General features: G+C 31.0%; 18 protein-coding genes, 1 pseudogene and 1 riboswitch. Of the genes and pseudogenes, 10 read left to right on the top strand and 9 right to left on the bottom strand.

Annotated features, from left to right (window positions below; genetic code table 11):
- Positions 1-59: 59 nt before the first annotated feature.
- Positions 60-476: an NUDIX hydrolase gene (locus OEA66_RS08715; protein ID WP_267281004.1), complete on the top strand. Its 417-nt coding sequence runs from the start codon at positions 60-62 to the stop codon at positions 474-476.
- A gap of 21 nt (positions 477-497) precedes the next feature.
- Here OEA66_RS08715 and OEA66_RS08710 read toward each other — a convergent pair whose 3' ends face one another.
- On the bottom strand, positions 498-1205 hold the full coding sequence (locus OEA66_RS08710; protein WP_267281003.1) for a DUF4294 domain-containing protein: 708 nt from the start codon (positions 1203-1205) through the stop codon (positions 498-500).
- Positions 1206-1257: 52 nt separating this feature from the next.
- Here OEA66_RS08710 and chrP point away from each other — a divergent pair, with 52 nt between their 5' ends.
- Both chrP and rpe read left to right on the top strand, forming a co-directional pair.
- A complete protein-coding gene (chrP, locus tag OEA66_RS08705) occupies positions 1258-2334 on the top strand; it encodes a chryseobasin maturation metalloprotease ChrP (RefSeq protein WP_267281002.1) in 1077 nt (358 codons plus the stop codon).
- Between the two features lie 82 nt (positions 2335-2416).
- Positions 2417-3067 (top strand): ribulose-phosphate 3-epimerase, encoded by a 651-nt coding sequence (gene rpe, locus OEA66_RS08700; protein ID WP_267281001.1) that lies wholly within the window; start codon positions 2417-2419, stop codon positions 3065-3067.
- Between the two features lie 461 nt (positions 3068-3528).
- Here the strand turns inward: rpe and OEA66_RS08695 are convergent, their stop codons facing one another.
- The 6 genes from OEA66_RS08695 to OEA66_RS08675 all read right to left on the bottom strand — a co-directional run bounded on the left by OEA66_RS08695 (position 3529) and on the right by OEA66_RS08675 (position 9144).
- A complete protein-coding gene (locus OEA66_RS08695) occupies positions 3529-3948 on the bottom strand; it encodes a nucleoside-diphosphate kinase (protein ID WP_267266300.1) in 420 nt (139 codons plus the stop codon).
- Positions 3949-4272: 324 nt separating this feature from the next.
- On the bottom strand, positions 4273-5199 hold the full coding sequence (gene rsgA, locus OEA66_RS08690) for a ribosome small subunit-dependent GTPase A (protein ID WP_267281000.1): 927 nt from the start codon (positions 5197-5199) through the stop codon (positions 4273-4275).
- A 95-nt stretch (positions 5200-5294) separates the two neighbouring features.
- Entirely contained in the window at positions 5295-6374 is a 1080-nt protein-coding gene (locus tag OEA66_RS08685) for a chorismate mutase (RefSeq protein ID WP_267280999.1), read from the bottom strand.
- A 351-nt stretch (positions 6375-6725) separates the two neighbouring features.
- Complete coding sequence (locus OEA66_RS20575; RefSeq protein ID WP_511165684.1) at positions 6726-7013, bottom strand: DUF8439 domain-containing protein; 288 nt, start codon at positions 7011-7013, stop codon at positions 6726-6728.
- A gap of 332 nt (positions 7014-7345) precedes the next feature.
- Positions 7346-8431: a DNA polymerase III subunit gamma/tau gene (dnaX, locus tag OEA66_RS08680; protein ID WP_267266254.1), complete on the bottom strand. Its 1086-nt coding sequence runs from the start codon at positions 8429-8431 to the stop codon at positions 7346-7348.
- Positions 8432-8520: 89 nt separating this feature from the next.
- The gene (locus tag OEA66_RS08675) at positions 8521-9144 is read right to left on the bottom strand and encodes a TetR/AcrR family transcriptional regulator (protein ID WP_267280998.1); all 624 of its coding nucleotides are present in this window, start codon (positions 9142-9144) and stop codon (positions 8521-8523) included.
- 803 nt (positions 9145-9947) lie between these two features.
- On the opposite strand from OEA66_RS08675, the pseudogene OEA66_RS08670 reads away from it, so the two are divergent.
- The 3 genes and pseudogenes from OEA66_RS08670 to OEA66_RS08660 form a co-directional block, all read left to right on the top strand.
- A pseudogene (locus OEA66_RS08670) lies at positions 9948-10052 on the top strand (MBL fold metallo-hydrolase); the annotation flags it as partial.
- Between the two features lie 57 nt (positions 10053-10109).
- Positions 10110-10268, top strand: a complete 159-nt coding sequence (locus OEA66_RS08665; RefSeq protein WP_267280997.1) for a hypothetical protein — start codon at positions 10110-10112, stop codon at positions 10266-10268.
- 24 nt (positions 10269-10292) lie between these two features.
- Entirely contained in the window at positions 10293-10475 is a 183-nt protein-coding gene (locus OEA66_RS08660; RefSeq protein ID WP_267280996.1) for a hypothetical protein, read from the top strand.
- 63 nt (positions 10476-10538) lie between these two features.
- Here the strand turns inward: OEA66_RS08660 and OEA66_RS08655 are convergent, their stop codons facing one another.
- Entirely contained in the window at positions 10539-11483 is a 945-nt protein-coding gene (locus OEA66_RS08655) for an aldo/keto reductase (RefSeq protein ID WP_267280995.1), read from the bottom strand.
- A gap of 178 nt (positions 11484-11661) precedes the next feature.
- A riboswitch (Fluoride riboswitch) is annotated at positions 11662-11727 on the top strand.
- A gap of 28 nt (positions 11728-11755) precedes the next feature.
- On the opposite strand from OEA66_RS08655, the gene OEA66_RS08650 reads away from it, so the two are divergent.
- Positions 11756-13063, top strand: a complete 1308-nt coding sequence (locus OEA66_RS08650) for a voltage-gated chloride channel family protein (RefSeq protein ID WP_267280994.1) — start codon at positions 11756-11758, stop codon at positions 13061-13063.
- A gap of 48 nt (positions 13064-13111) precedes the next feature.
- Here OEA66_RS08650 and OEA66_RS08645 read toward each other — a convergent pair whose 3' ends face one another.
- Positions 13112-14917: a hypothetical protein gene (locus tag OEA66_RS08645; protein ID WP_267280993.1), complete on the bottom strand. Its 1806-nt coding sequence runs from the start codon at positions 14915-14917 to the stop codon at positions 13112-13114.
- A 285-nt stretch (positions 14918-15202) separates the two neighbouring features.
- On the opposite strand from OEA66_RS08645, the gene OEA66_RS08640 reads away from it, so the two are divergent.
- From OEA66_RS08640 to OEA66_RS08630, 3 genes are all read left to right on the top strand, one after another.
- The gene (locus OEA66_RS08640; protein WP_267280992.1) at positions 15203-16621 is read left to right on the top strand and encodes a helix-turn-helix transcriptional regulator; all 1419 of its coding nucleotides are present in this window, start codon (positions 15203-15205) and stop codon (positions 16619-16621) included.
- A 263-nt stretch (positions 16622-16884) separates the two neighbouring features.
- Positions 16885-18243, top strand: a complete 1359-nt coding sequence (locus OEA66_RS08635; RefSeq protein WP_267280991.1) for a T9SS type A sorting domain-containing protein — start codon at positions 16885-16887, stop codon at positions 18241-18243.
- Between the two features lie 150 nt (positions 18244-18393).
- The gene (locus OEA66_RS08630) at positions 18394-19065 is read left to right on the top strand and encodes a MarR family winged helix-turn-helix transcriptional regulator (RefSeq protein ID WP_267280990.1); all 672 of its coding nucleotides are present in this window, start codon (positions 18394-18396) and stop codon (positions 19063-19065) included.
- The last annotated feature ends 2 nt before the right edge of the window (positions 19066-19067 follow it).

Below are 19067 nucleotides of genomic sequence, written 5' to 3'. Positions count from 1 at the left end.
AATTAATAACTTCTGACTTAAAACATTTTTCCTTATTTTAGCTAAGCAAATTATTATTTATGATTGACAATATTAATGTAAGAGTTTACGCCTGTGTTGTAAAAGATAAAAAAGTTCTAACGCTTTTTGAAGAATATGCAGGTGAACCCTTGATGAAATTCCCAGGTGGCGGATTGGAATATGGTGAAGGATTAACAGATTGTTTGAAACGTGAATTTGAGGAAGAACTGAATGTACATATAGAAATTGTAGAACATCTTTATACTCAGGAAGATTTTTTGGTTTCAAGGTTTAAATCTAACGAGCAATTGCTTACTATATATTATATGGTAAATATTACCAACGAAGAAGATTTTATCATTCTCGATCCTTGTATTGAAAAAATAGATTGGATTCCGATAGATACTTCTGAAAATCCGTTTATACTACCTATTGATAAAATTGTTTTCGATAAACTGAAAGAAAAATTCCTGTAAATATTTACAGGAATTTTTTTATTATTTTGATACTTTAAAATCTTTTGCTCCTGGATAAGGTTGCAAATAACCGGAATTCCAATTGGATTGAAGAAGTGATTCTAAGAACTCATCGGTTCTATTTTTATGAGGATTATACCTGTCTTTCAAATCAATATCTGCCATTTTACCCTTTACGTTCCACCAAAAAGCACTCCATCCTCCACGTAATTCTTTAATGATTTCGAAAACGTTTTTTCCGGTTGCTCTGTTCAATAATTTAGCAAAAACCTGACCTTCAGTTGTCGTTAAATCCCTTAATTGCTTTTCATATTGATCAGCTAACATATTTTGTCTGTCTTTTACATATTTTCGCTTTGCTGCCGTGTCAAGATTATTCATTTCTCCTTGAATATCTCTATATTGCTGCAATGCCGTTAAAAACAAAGGATAAACTCGATATAATTTTTTATTTAAAAAAAAGTAATAGTTTTTATCAAGCTGATTGTTGAATTTTGGTTTATTTAGAAGAACCAATTCATCCATGACAACTACCGTTTCACCATTAATCTCGTAGATTTTGGCCTTTTGTCTTTCATCATAATAGAATTTATTTCCAAATTCATCAGTCTGTAATTGATCTTGCGGATACTGCGCCAGAGATCTTGCAATAATAGAATCTCTCTGCTGCCCAAAAACAGTAAGACCAAAAAAGAACAGAAAAAGGCAGGCAATTTTATGAAATTTCATTATTTTTACACGTATTATAACAAAATTTGATAACAAAAATCATTCCTTTTATATGAAATTTGAGAAGAAATCTTTGAAATTTTTAGAGAAATATTTAAATACTTCGTCACCAACTGGTTACGAACATGAAGGTCAAAAAATATGGATGGATTATATCACTCCGTATGTAGATAAAGTTGAAGTCGATCATTACGGAACTTGTTACGGAATTATCAATCCTGAAGCAGAATTCAAAGTAGTCATTGAAGCTCATGCTGATGAAATTTCCTGGTATGTAAATTATATTACCGACGATGGTCTAATTTATGTTATCAGAAACGGAGGTTCAGATCAAACTATTGCGCCTTCGAAAGTTGTAAGTATTCATGGAGAAAAAGGAATTGTAAAAGGAGTTTTTGGATGGCCTGCAATTCACACAAGAAGCGCAAATCAGAACGAACCAACTCCAAAAATTGATAATATTTTCATCGATTGTGGTGCAACTTCAAAACAAGAAGTTGAAGATTTAGGAATTTTCGTAGGATGCATGATTACTTATCCAGATGAATTTTTCGAAATGAACAATCGTTATTTTGTTTGCAGGGCTTTAGATAACAGAATTGGTGGATTTATGATTGCTGAAGTTGCGAGACTTTTAAAGGAAAACAAAAAACAGATTCCTTTTGGTTTATACATTACCAATTCAGTTCAGGAAGAAGTTGGTTTGTACGGCGCAGATATGATCGCAGATACAATTAAACCAAATATCGCAATCGTTACAGATGTTACCCATGATACGACGACTCCAATGATTGAAAAGAAAAAGGAAGGCGATCAAAAATGTGGAGACGGCCCAGTTGTATTTTTTGCTCCCAGTGTACATCATACCATCAGAGAATTGATTATTGACACTGCAAAAACTAAAAAGATTCCTTTTCAAAGAGCTGCAGCAAGTCGCGCAACAGGAACAGATACAGATGCTTTCGCACATTCAAATGGTGGAGTTCCAAGTGCGTTGATTTCCTTACCTTTGCGATACATGCATACAACAGTGGAAATGGTATCTAAAGAAGATGTTGGAAACGTAATTCAATTGATTTACGAAACACTTTTGAAGATTACACCAGAAATGAAATTGAAATATCATTAAGAAAGAAGTTAGAATTAGATATTAAAAGTTAGTTCCAGTCTAGCTCTTATTTTCTACCTCTAAAATCTAAATATAAGTAAAAATGAGAACGAAACTTATTGCTCCTTCCCTTTTATCCGCAGACTTTGGGAACCTGCAGAGAGATATCGAAATGCTTAATAATTCTCAGGCAGATTGGTTACACATCGATGTGATGGACGGCAGATTTGTTCCGAATATTTCTTTCGGGTTTCCTGTGATGAAAACCGTACAACAACATGCAAAAAAATTTGTTGATGTACATTTAATGATTGTGGAGCCAGAAAAATATGTTGATGAATTTATCAGTCATGGAGCAGATTTAATCTCTATACACTATGAAGCCTGTACGCATATTCACAGAACAATTCATCATATTCAAAGCAAAGGTGTAAAAGCTGGAGTTGTTTTAAATCCTTCAACACCTGTATTATTGCTTGAAGATATTATTGCAGATGTTGATTTGGTTTTATTAATGAGTGTAAATCCAGGATTTGGAGGTCAGAAATTCATCGAAAATACTTACAAGAAAATCGCTGAGACTAAAGATCTTATTTTAAGTAATAATTCTACAGCTCTAATTGAAATTGATGGCGGAGTAAATTTAGATAATGCATCTAAATTATTTGAAGCTGGAGCAGATGTATTGGTTGCCGGAAATGCCGTTTTTTCAACAGAAAACCCTGAAAGAACTATTGAACTTTTAAAGGTTTAAATTAAAAATTCAAATATAAAAAGGGCTATTTCATGAAATTTGAAATAGCCTTATTCAATAAAACAAAAAGACAGTTGAATCAACTGTCTTTCTTCTCTTACAAAGAGATAATTTAATTATTATGGTCATTAGTTTTCTTTTTAGATTCGATGCCTAGGAATCTGATTCTCTGTTTTTATTTGATGTAAAGATGAAAAAATATGACACATCATCCTATCCGTAAAAACACGGAATTTTAATTCATAAGCATTTATTCTAATTTTTCTTCAAACATAACTGAATGATCAATTGCAAATAATTGAATTTTAAAAATATTAATTAATTTGAATCTAAACAATATAGTAATCAATGCGAAATACCTTATTTACAAATCAAGACTAAATGGCAGATATTTGACTATCAAATTATTAGAACAAAAAAAAATCCGGAAAAATTTCCGGATTTTTTTTATATAGATTTATTTAAAAAATCTCTCTCCCTGAAAAATGAAACTGAGCTTCAATTAAAGCATTTTCGTTAGAGTCAGAACCGTGCACTGCATTCTCTCCAATGCTTCTAGCAAACATTTTTCTGATAGTTCCTTCAGCCGCTTCAGCAGGATTTGTAGCTCCGATTAAAGTTCTGAAATCTTCAACCGCATTGTCTTTTTCTAAAACTGCAGCTACAATAGGACCTGAACTCATAAAATCAACCAATTCTCCGTAAAAAGGTCTTTCAGCATGCACTTCATAGAATTTTTTTGCATCTGCAACAGTAAGCTGAGTTAATTTTAAAGCCTTGATCTTAAAACCACCTTCTGAAATTTTTCCTAAAATAGCACCAATGTGACCGTCAGCAACTGCATCTGGCTTAATCATTGTGAATGTAATGTTTGACATAATTGAATATTTTTTTAATGGCACAAAATTACAAAAAATATCTAAAATAAATTTTAAATTAATTTTAACATAAAATAACTTTTATTAAGAATTGAGAGTAATTTCTTGGCACAGTAATTGTAACTATTAATTCGATTCTCATGTTTAATTTGAGTTTTCATGGTTATTAGTTTTTACCCAGCTTCGGCTGGGTTTTTTATTGCTAATAATTAGCATTTAAATTATATAATTCACAATTTTATAATTCCAAATATGAGTATAAATACTCTTTTTGCTTCAAAATAAAACAAAGAAATAAGTTTAGCTTAAAAAATGTAAGAAAATTACTTATCTGTGAGTATTCTCTTCCGCCTCTTCCATCAATTTAATATAAGTGGAATATCTTGAAGATTGAATTTCGCCAGTTTCTAAAGATTCTAAAACGGCACATTTTGGCTCATTTATATGCATACAATTATGATACTTGCATTGTTCCTTCTTTTTAAAAATTTCAGGAAAATAATGCTGTACTTCTTCCTTTTCAATATCAATCATCGCAAATTCTCGAACTCCAGGAGTATCTATAACATTTCCTCCAAAATCCCAAAAATGCATTTGTGCAAAAGTAGTTGTATGCTTCCCTTTTAAATGAGTATCAGAAATCTCCGAAGTTCTTAAATTCAGATTTGGCTGCATTGCATTGACCAAAGTTGATTTACCACAACCGGAATGACCAAAAAATACAGAAGTTTTATCTTTGAGAAGCTCAACCAGATCATCAAGATTTAATTTTGAATAAGAAGAAATTTCCAAAGTTTCGTACCCGATTTCATTGTAAAGAAATTCAATATCTTTTACAATTTCAGATTCTTCTTCAGAAAGAACATCCATTTTATTGAATAAAATCAATGGAGTAATATTGTAAGCTTCACAACAAGCTAAAAAACGGTCTAGAAAACCGAGAGAAGTTTCGGGATGTTTTAAAGTAAAAATAAAACAAGCCAAATCAATATTCGAAGCAATAATATGCGCTTCTTTTGAAAGGTTTACAGATTTTCGGATAAGATAATTTTTGCGGGGCTCAATTTTCGTAATCCATGCAACATCATCCTGCTCCAACTGAAATTCTACAAAATCACCAACGGCTAAAGGATTTGTAAGTCTGGTTTTTATCAGTTTAAATTTCCCACGAATTCTCGCTTCAAAAATTTTTCCGGTTTCTGTTTCCAAAACCTGATACCAACTTCCTGTAGATTTAATGATTTTTCCTTTCATATATAGATTGCAAATATAAGGAATTAGGTTTAGGTAATAGGATTTAGTTTAAGTCTGAAACAAATTCTAAATCCTACTACTTTTCCAAAACCAGCTTATCTGTTAATCATAATACTATTTTGAACCTCAATTGATTCTTCGTGAATCGCTTTAAAAACCTTTTCAATAAAATCTTGCGACATTCCTGTCTCAGAAGCTTTTTGAATAGCATATTCTGTAATAACTTTCCAACGATCCGGTTGAAAAATCGCAATATCATTTTCTTTTTTCAGTTTTCCAATTTTTGATGAAATTTTCATTCTTTGAGAAAGTAATTCAATCAACTGAAAATCCAAATCGGAAATCAAAGTTCTATGTCTTCCCATTTCGTGATCAAAACCAGCTAATCCTGAATTTCTGACTTTCAAATTTGAAATCATTTCACCCAAAACTTCCGGTGTAATTTGTTGGGAAGCATCACTCCAAGCTTCATCAGGATTACAGTGAGATTCAATAATCGCACCTTGGTAACCCACATTCAAAGCTTCTTGCGTAATATCTGCCAATCCCGTACGATTTCCGCAAATGTGTGAAGGATCGATTAAAATCGGAATATTTGGAAACTGACTTTTAAAATCTAAAGCAATCTGCCAATTCGGATTATTTCTGTATTTCGTTTTCTGGTATGTTGAAAAACCTCTGTGAATAGCTCCTAAATTTTTAATATCCTGCCCTAAAAGTCTTTCCAAAGCACCAATCCACAATGCTAAATCCGGATTTACAGGATTTTTAACCAAAACTATTTTTTCAGTTCCTTTTAAAGCTTCCGCAATTTCCTGAACGGTGAAAGGATTTACTGTAGAACGTGCTCCAATCCATAAAATATCAACATCAGCTTTTAAAGCTGCATCAACGTGATGCGCATTAGCAACTTCTGTAGCGGTTTTAAAACCATATTCTTCCTTTACTTTTTTTAGCCAATTTAAACCAATTACTCCAACTCCCTCAAAGCCATTCGGTTTTGTTCTTGGTTTCCAAATTCCTGCACGGAAAATAGGAACCTGCGCATTGGTATTTTTAATTCTTTTTGCTGTTTCCAGCATTTGTTGTTCACTTTCCGCACTGCATGGTCCAGCGATAATGAGAGGCTGGTGAAAATCTTTTATCCAGCTGTTTTCCAAATCTCTTAAGTTCATATTGTTGTAAATTTTATTTTAAATTAAGCGCAATAGTATATGTATTATAAAGTTACTTTATAATTCTTTCAAAAAAATGTAGTTCAAAAATTGTTATGAAATCAGGAATCTTAACACAGAGTTCCTTATAGTTTTTAAGAAAGAAATTGAATTAGCTATACCAATAAAATCGATAATAACTTCTAAAATTTCTATAATAAAATGTAGCAAAAGAAAGATAACTGCTTAAGAAATAAGCAGGTGCAAAACTGATTGTTTGAGTAAAATCAGGAGTATATGGAAGTTTGGAATGTTCCAATTTTATACTGTATTTTATCTTTGTTTTTGTAAATATTAAGCAAATATATAAATTTATGACAAATCAAACCTCATTAAATCATCTAAATCTTTTAAAAGAGGATTCATTTCAATAAATTTTTCAAAAATTTTCTTCTTAGTCATCACTTCAATTTTTAGATTTTCATGATCTTTTTTAAACTGAAACTCGATAGAATGATTATGTACTTTATGTTTAAAATGATTAAAAAATTCAATACTGATTTTATCAAATTCTATTTTAGCAGAATCTGACGGATAAGAAATCTCAATGATTTTTTCGTCAATTTTAATGAGCTTAAAAGCTTTTATTGCATTAAAAATTACCGGGTCTTTGGTTCGAAGCTGTTTTAAAAGTACAGTCCATTCTGTCTGAATATCGGTATCTGTAAAATGATGTTCCGGCAGATTTTCGGAGTTGACAACAGTAGTATTTTCTTTTTCTTCAGTTTTCTCTTCTTGATTTAAGAATGAATTGATACTGAAACCCGAAGAAATATTGGGTTTAGATAAAGGCTTGGAAGCTTTAGTAACAGGTTGTGATGTTTTTTCAGGTTCAGCAACTTTAGTTTGAACTTTTATTTCTTCACTTTTTTTCTCCTGAATTTGAGTTGGTAATTTTACTTCCTGTTTCTCATCCAGAAATGGAGCTAATATTATAAACTTTTTTTTTTAGCTAATTCGCCACCGGCAGAAAGAGAAGACAATTGCATTAACGCAATTTCAACGGTAAGTCTAGGATTTTTTGAATTTTTATAATTAATATCTGCATGATTACAGATTTCGATTCCGTCAATTAAATGTTGCGGACTCCATTTTTGTCCCTGTTCTGTAAATTTAACTTTGGTCTGCTCTCCCACTTCAATCAAATCCATGGTTGACGGATTTTGAGCCATCATCAAATCACGGAAATGATTTCCCAATCCCGCTATAAATAAATGTGGATCAAAACCTTTTTTTACAATTTCATTAAAAGCAGAAAGTACTTCAGGAATTTTATTTTCTTTAGCTAAATCAACAATTTTCAGATATTGATCGTAGTCTAAAATATTTAAGACTTCAGCAGCCTTAGCAAGCGTAATATTTTTCTGAGAAAAGGTAGAAAGTCTGTCAAAAATAGAAAGTGCATCTCTCAACGCACCATCTGCTTTTTGTGCAATCAGATACAAAGCATCATCTTCATACTTTACATTTTCTTTTTCTGCAATTCCTCTTAAATGATTCTGAATATCAAGAATTGTAATTCTTTTAAAATCATAAATCTGACAACGCGATAAAATTGTAGGGATAATTTTATGCTTTTCAGTGGTTGCTAAGATAAAGATTGCATGAGCAGGTGGCTCTTCCAAAGTTTTAAGAAAGGCATTAAACGCAGCAGAAGACAACATGTGAACCTCATCAATAATATAGACTTTATACTGGCCAACTTGTGGTGCAAAGCGCACCTGATCAATCAACTCACGAATATCGTCAACAGAGTTATTAGACGCCGCATCCAGCTCATAAATATTGTAAGCAAAACCATCTTCTGAGACAGAACCATCTTTTTCGTTGATTTTTCTTGCTAAAATTCTGGCACAAGTCGTTTTGCCGACACCACGAGGTCCGCAAAACAACAGCGCCTGTGCCAATTGATTTTCTTCAATAGCATGTTCCAGCGTATCTGTAATATGAGATTGCCCAACAACAGTATCAAACTGTTGCGGACGGTACTTTCTTGCAGATACGATAAAATTTTCCATTGCCCAAAAGTAAGAAATATAGTTTTAATTTAAAAATTAAAATCTTCAAATTTCATGTAAAATATTGCTAAGGTTTGGGCAATAGATTATTATTTATTGTAAGCGAAGTCGATAATATCTACAATAGCTTTTTCAATCTTCTTCCTTCCTTCTTCACTTTTCATATCGATACCGCAAAACGTACTTCCGTTATGACCTGTATATAAATTCAAATGATAAGAACCGGCAATTAGAAGTGCTGTAATAGCTCTATATTCCTCAGACTTGTCTCCGAAATGAGGATCTGTAATATTTTTGAATAATACTTCTCCTACTTCTTCTCTCTGATCTAAAATTTTCTTCAGAATAGGTCTGCTTTCTGACATTTCCCAAACAAGGATTTTTTGAAGTTCTTTGTTTTTCTTTAAACTTTCAAACTGGTTTACAATTGCCATTTTAGACAATTCTTTTCCTCCGTCTGATAAGTCTACATCATCACCTGCTTCAAATTTACTCCAGTAATCCTGCGATCTGATATACTCATCAATAAGCTTATCAGTACTTCCAAAATATTCATAAATTAATTTTTTGTCAAACCCTGCAACTGCAGCAATTTTACTTACCATTAATCCGGAATATCCTTTGGTTTTCAAAATCTTTCCTACTGCATTGAGTAGTTTTTGTTTTGTTTTTTCTTTGTCCCTAATAGGACCTTGTACAACTTTTCTAGGCATCGTTTTCTATTTAATTTTTGCTATAAGCAACTTTTCAATAATATTTAAAAATTCTAAATCGCCTGTAACCTACTGTTTACAAAAGACTTAATAGAACTTCACATTCACAAATATACATCTCTTTAGTGAGAATTGTGGAACATATATTTCTTATTTACGATTTTTTTTCTCATCCGGTTTCACTAAGTGTAGAAAAACCTAAATTTATTTCCTTGTCAGTGTATTTTTTCTTAAAATAAAAAGTGCAAAAATACTACATCTAAGATTAATAAAAAATGAAGTAAAATTTAATATTCTCTATTAAACTTTACAGAAGTGAAATTTCTTTATAAAATAACAATTGATTACAATGATATAATGTAAAACAAATCATTTATGATTAAATTTCTCACTAAATAAAATAATTCACTATCCTTAATTAAAATTACGTTTTTTTTGAATATCAAATAATAAATTTCAAGAAAATAATTAGTGTTTCTTTGGGAAGCTTCACCCTTCTGTTGCACTTTTAGTGCCAATGTTGATTTTCATTGGAAAATTCTTTTTTTATCTTTAATTTTTTTATTTTTTTCATTTAAATAATCATAAGATTAAAAGACTTTTTTTAAACAAAAACACTATCAATTCTACCTTTGCAACTCCGAATATTGCTACCAAAAATATTATTTGGAGACTGACTAATTAAAAATGAAAATCATTCCTTTAAAAGAAGACAATTTTATTGCTGGCAAATTAAAAAAATTCAAAATTCTGAAAGAAAATCCTGAAGCGAGAGGAATAAAAATGTCGACACAGCCTTTTTAATTATTACAAAAAATGATTACATTCTTATCAGTGCCAGTTTTGGTTGGAAAACTAAAGCCGGAAAATTAGTTATCACTGAAATTCTCGAGATAGAAAATATTCATCCTGACCAAATAACTAAAATCGTTCTGTCTCATTTACATAAAGATCACATCAACGGAATGTTGTTGAAAACAGATAACGGTTTTAAACCTACGTTTCCAAATGCTAAAATGTATATTCAAAACAGAGAACTCGATTTTGCTTTCGAAAGTTGCGGAAATCCTTCTTTTGATTTTGAAGTTTTAGAATCATTAATTCAACAACAAAATATTGTTTGATGAATGAAGATCAGGGAAATATAAATGAAGAAATCTATTTTGAAATTGTTGGTGGAATCTTATTTGAAATATCATGTTGCCTACAAAAGTGATTATGATGATAAAAAAGCAATGCAATTACGCATCAAATGGCAGAAAGAAGCGACAGAAAATCATTGGAAAATTTTACTTTATCAAGATTTAGATAAAAACATTTTACAATTTTAAAGTACTTATCAGTAAACCTCCTGAAAATCAATTACAGGAGGTTTCAATTTTAAACTTATTTAATTATCTACTTACTGTATTCAAAAGTTCAATATCTTCTGAACTTAAGTTTAATTCCGGAGCAGCAAACAATGTCTTTAATTGATATTCACTTGTGGCACTTACAATGGGAGCCGTCACTAAAGGATTTGCTAAAAGCCAAGCTAATGCAATCGAAGCCTGACTCGTTTGATGTTTCACACTGATTTCATCCAAAGCTTTTAAAACATTCAAACCTTTTTCATCTAGATATTTTCTCACCCCCTCTCCTCTTGCGCTTTTATTTAAATCATCTTCGTTACGATATTTTCCGGTAAGGAAACCTGCCGCCAATGACCAATAGGTAAAAACACTCAAATCATATTCTTTAACCAAATCAGCATATTGAGTTTCAAACTTTTCTCTTTCCAATAAATTGTAGTGCGGTTGTAAAGCAACGTATTTTGGAAGATTATTTTTTTCTGCAACTTCAAAAGATTCTTTTAACCTTTCCGGTGAAATGTTTGAAGCGGCAATGTAACGAACTTTTCCGGCTTTAATAATTTCATCATATGCTTCTAAGGTTTCTTCAACCGGAGTTTTGTTATCATCAAAATGGGTATAATAAAGATCAATATGATCGGTTTGAAGCCTAGTAAGAGATTCGTCAACCGACTTTAAAATATGTTTTTTACTAATATCAAAACCATGCTCTTTTGTTTCCGAACCCACTTTTGTGGCAATAACAAAATCGTTTCGGTTGTTTCTCTGCTTCATCCATTTCCCAATGATTTCTTCAGACTGACCACCCTTTCCATTTACCCACCAAGAATAAGTATCGGCTGTATCAATAAAATTAAAACCTCCTGCTGTAAACCGATCTAAAATATCAAAAGACTGCTTCTCATCTAAAGTCCACCCAAAAACATTTCCACCAAAATTAATTGGTGCTACTAAAAGATCAGTATTTTTTATTTTTCTTCTTTCCATAAATAGATTGTATTAAATTTTAATAGTATTGCTAATTTATGAAACAACCTTAAAAAATCCTTTCACACTCTAGTTTTAATAAAGATTTCTGCTATAGAAAATTTCGATTGAATTAATTTAGAACTGAAAATTATAATTAAATTATCTGAGAAATTATATTTTATTGTAAATTTGTCCTTTCGAAAAAGGAAATGGTGTCTTCCTTACCCAACCGCCTTGAAAAGCTGATGGCGCCTGATTAATTGAATGTTTTACCATTTAATCAGGAAATTATGTTTAGAAATAACAAAAAATCAGTTTTTAAAATTCTAATTATTTTAATTAAATTATTTTTCAGAAAATATCCTTCTGCACTTTTTGTGCTGAAATGGCTTTTTATCACTTTCATAATTGGAATTTTAATAGGAAGTGCTTCTGCATTTTTTCTTCAGACTTTAGAATGGGCAACGCAATTCAGAGAAAATCATCTTTGGCTGATTGCTTTTTTACCTTTGGGCGGATTCTTAGTTGGATTACTCTATCATTACTTTGGAAAAGACGTTGAAAGTGGGAATAATTTATTGATTGAAACTATTCACAATCCTCAAAAAACTATTCCTTTAAAAATGGCGCCTTTTGTCTATTTAGGAACTATGATTACTCATTTTTTCGGAGGTTCAGCTGGTCGTGAAGGAACTGCTTTACAAATGGCAGGAGCAATTGCTGATCAATTTTCAAAACCATTAAAATTATCAACAGACGATAGAAAAATTTTAATTATTTCTGCAATTGCAGCAGGATTCGGTTCGGTTTTCGGAACGCCTTTAGCGGGAGCAATTTTCGGGTTGGAAGTTTTTGTTGTTGGCAGATTAAAATATAACGCTCTATTCCCGGCAATTTCTGCAGCTGTAATTGCAGATTTAATTACAAAATTATGGAATACGCACCATACTCAGTACAAGATTAATTTTATTCCCGAAATTTCATTTTTAAATATTCTTTATACCGTCATCGCCGGAATTTTCTTTGGGATTTGTGCAGCTATTTTCAGTACAACCATTCATAAAATCGGAGGTATTTTTAAATCTAAAATTAATTATCCTCCACTTCGACCATTCATTGGCGGAATTATAATCGCAGTTTTGGTTTGGTTAATTGGAACAGCAAAATACATCGGTTTAGGAATTCCTACAATTGTTGATTCTTTCGAACAGCAACTTCCTGCTTATGATTTTGCATTAAAAATGATTTTTACAATGATGACTTTGGCTGCTGGTTTTAAAGGTGGAGAAGTTACTCCGTTATTTTTTATTGGTGCAACTCTAGGAAATGCTTTAGGTTATTTCATTCCTTTGCCTATTGCACTTTTGGCGGGTATGGGTTTTGTAGCAGTTTTTGCAGGAGCGACTAATACTCCGATTGCGTGTAGTATTATGGCGATTGAGTTATTTGGAAATGAATGCGGTGTTTATGTGGCCATTGCATGTATTGTTTCATATTTATTTTCAGGCTCAAATAGTACTTATAAAAGTCAGATTATTGGTGAACCTAAAAACAATAGATTTTTAAAAGATATTGGTAAGAAGTTGAGCGAACTTTGATTTATATCTAAAAAAATACCCTTTGAAATTATCGCAGGGTATCAGAAATTAATTCAATTTAGGGATTTTAATCTTCTCTAATTCTGTTTTATAATATTCAAGTTCAGTATGAATTCTATTTATATGACTTTTAAAGTAAGTTGAAGATTTAAAAAGTTCTTCATAATAATTGATTCCTTCAAAAAGATTTGATTTAAAAGTATTCCATTTTTTGATTTGAGAATTAACTACATCTCCTGAAAAATTTAAAATTTCTTTTTGTAAATGGTCAACATACATTTTTAGTTCATTAATAAACATATTGGGCCGATCAATTTCTGAAAGCACATTCCTATTTCCATAAATATGACCAACCATTTCTGAAAGCGATAATTCTTTATCGAAATACGCCAGATTCGGTCCCGGACAAATCACAACACCTTGCTTTTCACCTTTGATTTCAATGCCGTTTTCTAGATATGCCGAATTTACTAAACCTACACAAAGGCAAGCTTTTTCGGTAATTGCATTTTTTTTAGATTGAAATTGCTTTTCGTTTAACTCATTTTTTAAATCTTCAAGTTCATTTAGTTTAATGTCTTGATATTTTTTTGATGCCGTACAAATTCCCTGTGGTGAATATTCTTTACTTAATGCCAGTAATTTTTTCGGACAAGAACTTCCATATTTATTTCTAGCTTGTTTTTGATTTTTTATAATTTCGTTTGATGTTCCTTTTACTGTATTAAACGGAACTCCCAAAGGGGAAATATTACTCAGGTAAAAATCATTTTGCTTTGATTTTGCTAAAAGATTTCGGGTTTCAGAATCCACTGAAGTCGCTTCAGGAACCAATAAAAATGGCGAACCCCAACCAACGCTGTCAACCTTATAATTTTCTAAAAGAAAATTGTGTTCTTCAGAAGTTCCTACTCCACCTTGAACGGTAATTTTCATTTCTAAAGGCTCTTTTGGAATATTTTTTCCTTTTTGTTCTAAAGCTTTAATCATCAACGAATGTGCAGAAAAAATTAATTCGTTTTTCTTTGTCTTAAATTCTTCCATAATAGGACCAAGCAACAAACCTTCTGTAGCAAAAGCGTGACCACCGCAATTTAAACCAGATTCAATTCTATATTCTGAAACCCAGAGTCCCTTTTTAGCCAAAAAATTTCCCTGAATCATCGCAGAACGGAAATCACTGACTTTAAGAATGATTTTCTTTTTAATAAAGTTATTAGAATCCGGGAAAAAATCATCAAATTCTTCGATATAACTGTATAATCGAGGATTCATTCCAGCGGAAAGTACCATTGATGACGAAATTTTACTTTGAGCAAAACCACGCAAAGAAGCATGTGCATCATTATAAATTACCGGAAGCTGTTCGTTTTTTTTATAATTGTCTTTATCTACTTTGGTCATGATATTCACATCAATACTTCCGGGAACGAGATTCTTTTCAAGGAAATTTTTCATATTTAAAGCTAAAAAATCTCCTTGATTTAGAATATTCTGAAAACCACTTTTCAATTCAGATGTATTGGGAAGCATCGTCATGAAGTTTTTGAGAGCATCGGTATTTTTAGAAAGTTCTTCTTTGAAAGATTCAAATTTTTCAGTTACAATATCATCCATCATATCAAGATAATCTGTAATTCTCTTCGCTCTGTAATCTTCGGTTTTTGTTGAAATTCCAAAATAGTTGAGATTGAACTTTTTGCTGTAGAAATTTTTCATTTTTTCTACAATTTCATCGTCAATAATCGATATGACTGAGGAAATTCCGTATTGTGCGACACGAATCGGGCTGTCTATTGTGTAAGATAATCCCATAACGGGAATGTGAAAGCTGTGTAAGGGTTTATTAATCATTATTTTAACAATAAAATTTTCTCTCATATTTCTATGAAAGTGATAATGATCTGAAAACCTGTGAGTTTTTTAAACTCTCTACAAAAGTAAATATTTACATCAAATTATGCAATAAATAATACTTAAATTCAAATCTATTACTGTACAGTTCGCTAAACCAAATATTTACAGATATTATTGCATTTTTATAAATTTATTATTAAAAATCATATCAATTTGGTAGTTTTTTAAATCTTTATTTGTTAAATTTACGTTTTTAATTTCATAAATATTTATCTATTTATAATGTTTGAGTTTAGAAAAACACTTCTTTTATTTACCTTATTTTTTAGTTTTTTGGCAGCAGCCCAGCAAAAACTGACCGCCAAAGAATTGAAAATCAGGATTACAAATAATTCTAAACTCTATAAAACCAATATTGATAAGGCTTACAGTGAATTAAATGGTCTTTTGAAACAATCTGTTATTCTAAAAGATTCTATTTCTGAAATGAAACTTCTCGACAGAAAATGCCGATATTTCTACAGTAAAAATATGATGGACAGTCTGATTATTACGAGTGAAAATCTTCAGAAAAAATCTCATTTATATAAAGATATTTATTTTGAAGCAATGTCTAATATCTATATTGCTGAGACTTATTCTATCAATAAATTTCCAGATAAAGCCATTGCCTATTTGAATTCTGCTTACAAAATTCTTCAAAAAGGAGATTCGAATAGTGAGAAAATATTTTATGCAAAATCAAATGTCCTCAATAGTTTTGCGAATATTTATCTAGATAAAAATCAACCAAAAGAAGCTGCTAAAAAAATTTATGAAGAAATTGAAAGCGGAAAACAACTTAAAGACAAATATGAACGTGATAATTTCCAGTATTTAAATTATGCAAATTTGGCTAATATTTATAGTCAGTACAACATAGATTCTGCTTATCACTATGCAAAAAAATCGATTCTGATAAAACCTGGTGATGTTGCTGATGACAAATCGATGATTGACAACTATTCTGTGATTGGAAAAGTTTATAAGGATAAAAAAAATTATGAAAGTTCATTAAAAAATTTCCATAAAGCACTTTATATCAGCAACAAAGATGGAACAGAGATTAATGCCAATCAGATTTATCATTCACTCAAAGAAATTTACGAAATTCTCAATGTGAAAGACAGCGCAAATTTTTATGGAACTAAGATTGAGCAATATGAATTAAAAGCTTTAAAAAGCAAATACAATTCTTTACAGGAAGTTATTAATAAAGATAAAAAAGAACAGGAAAACTCTCAAAATCCTTTATGGTATTGGGTTATTCCTGTTTTAGCAGCAATCGGCACTACTGCTTTTTTCACTTACAAAAGAAAGAATAAAAATACAGCAACCGAATCTGAAGCAAAACCCGACTTCAATCTCAGCGAAGCCTATCATGATTTGATGGAACTTTTAGAAAAAAGAGATCCTGCATTTATATTTGCTTTTGAAAATGTTTATCCAGATTTTTCTAAAAAACTATTAGCAAAAAGTTCAGATCTGCAACAGTCGGAGATCGAATTTTGTGCTCTTTTAAAAATGAAATTGACAACCAAGGAAATTGCAAAGATCAGTTTCATAGAAACCAGAACGGTTCAGAATAAAAAATACAGAATCAGAAAAAAATTAGACATTCCACAAAATGTTGACATCTATTATTGGATCGATCAAATATAATTATTTTAAATCCTAGCTAATTTTACACTTTTTCACTATTATCAATTTTTGAATTATCTTCTAAAAATATCCAAAAATAATCACAATACCCTAAAAAAGTATGTAATGAGTATGTAATTTAACAAACATTTCATAAAAACACTTCCAAAGTAATTTTACACATAATATATTTGCCGACAGATAAACTGATAACAATTGGCTTAAAATCTGAACTGCTTTTCAGACCAATTTGTAAAATCTAAACTTGATTAAAACAAATATTTATGGTAAAAATCTCCAATTTTAATTTTGCAAAAGTTCTTACAACTTTAGGAATATTGGCAAATGTAATTTCCGTCAATGCTCAGCAATGGGAAAATGTTGGTTCTTCTGCAAATATTTCTGCAGGAACGGGAAGTTTTAATAATCTTATAATTGATGCACAGGGAAACTATTATGTTTCTTATTACGATCTTTCGGTTAGCAAGGGATCCGTTCAAAAATTTAACGGAACTTCTTGGTCGCATCTTGGAGGAAGCGCAGGAATAACGACAGGAGCAGCAACATACAGTTCTTTAGCTATCAATCCATCTGGAAGTATTTTATATTATACAAATCAGGGGACAGGTTTCGAAGCACGCAAATTTGAAGGATCTGCATGGTCTTCTTTACCAAGTGTTTCTACATCTACGACAAATTATCAGGCTTCGGCAGTTTCACCTACAAATGTTTTGTTTGCATACGGTTCTTATGGTTCGGGAACAGTTCAGCGGTTTGTAAATGGAGCTTGGGAACAGGTTGGAGCAGCGAGTATTGCAGGTGGAGTTCCTTATAATGCAGAGATGGTAATAGGAACGAATGGAAAAGTTTACGTTACTCACAATGTCTCTGGTGTAAAAGTTTATGAAAACAGTCAAACAGCTTCAGCAACAGATGCATGGACATTAGTTGGCGGTACAAATGTTGGAACGACATTCACAGAAGGAACAAATGCAACTTCAGACATTGCAATTGGCTCAGATAATACATTATATGTTGTTTATTCTTCACCTTCATCCAATAACAGGAAATTGAATGTGAAAAAATTTAATGGAACAAACTGGGTACAAGTTGGGAACGCTGATTTTGGAATTTCAAATGATCTCTATAACGTATCAATTGCAGTAACTCCTGCCGGAAAATTATATACTGTAGCAAGTGGATGGGCTATAAATAGCGGTAAAAATACAGTATACGAATATAATTCTACTACAAATACCTGGGTAACTTTAGGTGGTGATTTTGTATCTGATGGAACGGCAACTTACAATGATTTACAATTTGATGCAGCAACAAATTCTTTGGTTCTTACCTATTCTCAAACCGGAATTAAGATTAAAAAGTTCTCACTTGGCTCTTTATCTGTAAACGATATAGAGAAAAATGAACTTAATATTTACCCTAACCCAACTAAAGGAATTGTAAATATCAAAGGAGATTCAAAAGTAAAATCCGTGGAAATTACCAATACTGTCGGACAAGTTTTGAGTGCAAAATCAGACAATCAGCAAGTTGATTTAACATCTTATCCTAAAGGGGTTTACTTTGTGAAAATCAATCTTGAAAACGGAAAACAAATCACGAAAAAAGTGATTAAAAATTAGAAGAAATAAATCGTACATAGAAATTAAATTTAGAAGAGTAAGGCTTTGATTTTTTCAAAGTCTTATTTTTTATTTGAACATTAAAATAGTTTATAAATATATTATTAAAAATAAATAAATTATATTTGTATACTATTAAATAGTTTAGATATGAATTACACATTGGTAAAAGATGCTATTCAGCTCTTAGAACAATTCGATTCTGAGAATAAAAATTCTCAATATATTTCTGATATTGAAGGATTTAAAAAATGGATCCAAAATCAGCAAAACAATATAAAACCTTCAGCAAGAAATATTGTTTGGGAGGGGAAAGAAAATGGAAGAAGTCCGGAAAGTGTGATTAGTACACTACTCGTTCATTTAAACCGATATGCAAAAACTTACTCCAAGTCGGCAATTGTGGGTTCTGAATTTTCCACCCAGGAAGAATTTATTTATTTAATTAATCTAAAATCTTTCGGGGAAATGACTAAAACAGAGCTTATCAAAAAAAACATTCAGGATAAACCTGTAGGAAATCTTATCATCAATCGTCTCATCAAAAATGCTTGGGTAAAACAGGTTGATTCTAAGACAGATAAAAGAACAAAAGTAATCAGCATTACTCAAAAAGGAATTGATGTACTTGAAAAACAGATGAAAAATATTAGAAATGCTTCAAAAATTGTAAGTGGAAATCTAAGCGAAGACGAAAAATACACATTAATAGAACTATTAAATAAGCTCGATCATTTCCATAATCCCATTTTTGGCAGAAATATTGAAAGCATAAATTTAATAGATACAGTCTTCAAAGAAAATTCATTTAATGATAATTAATT

The sequence above is a fragment of the Chryseobacterium luquanense genome, assembly GCF_026460945.1.
Lineage (GTDB): Bacteria > Bacteroidota > Bacteroidia > Flavobacteriales > Weeksellaceae > Chryseobacterium > Chryseobacterium luquanense.
Note: the sequence above shows the minus strand (reverse complement) of the source record. Positions and strands in the feature narration are given on the sequence as shown.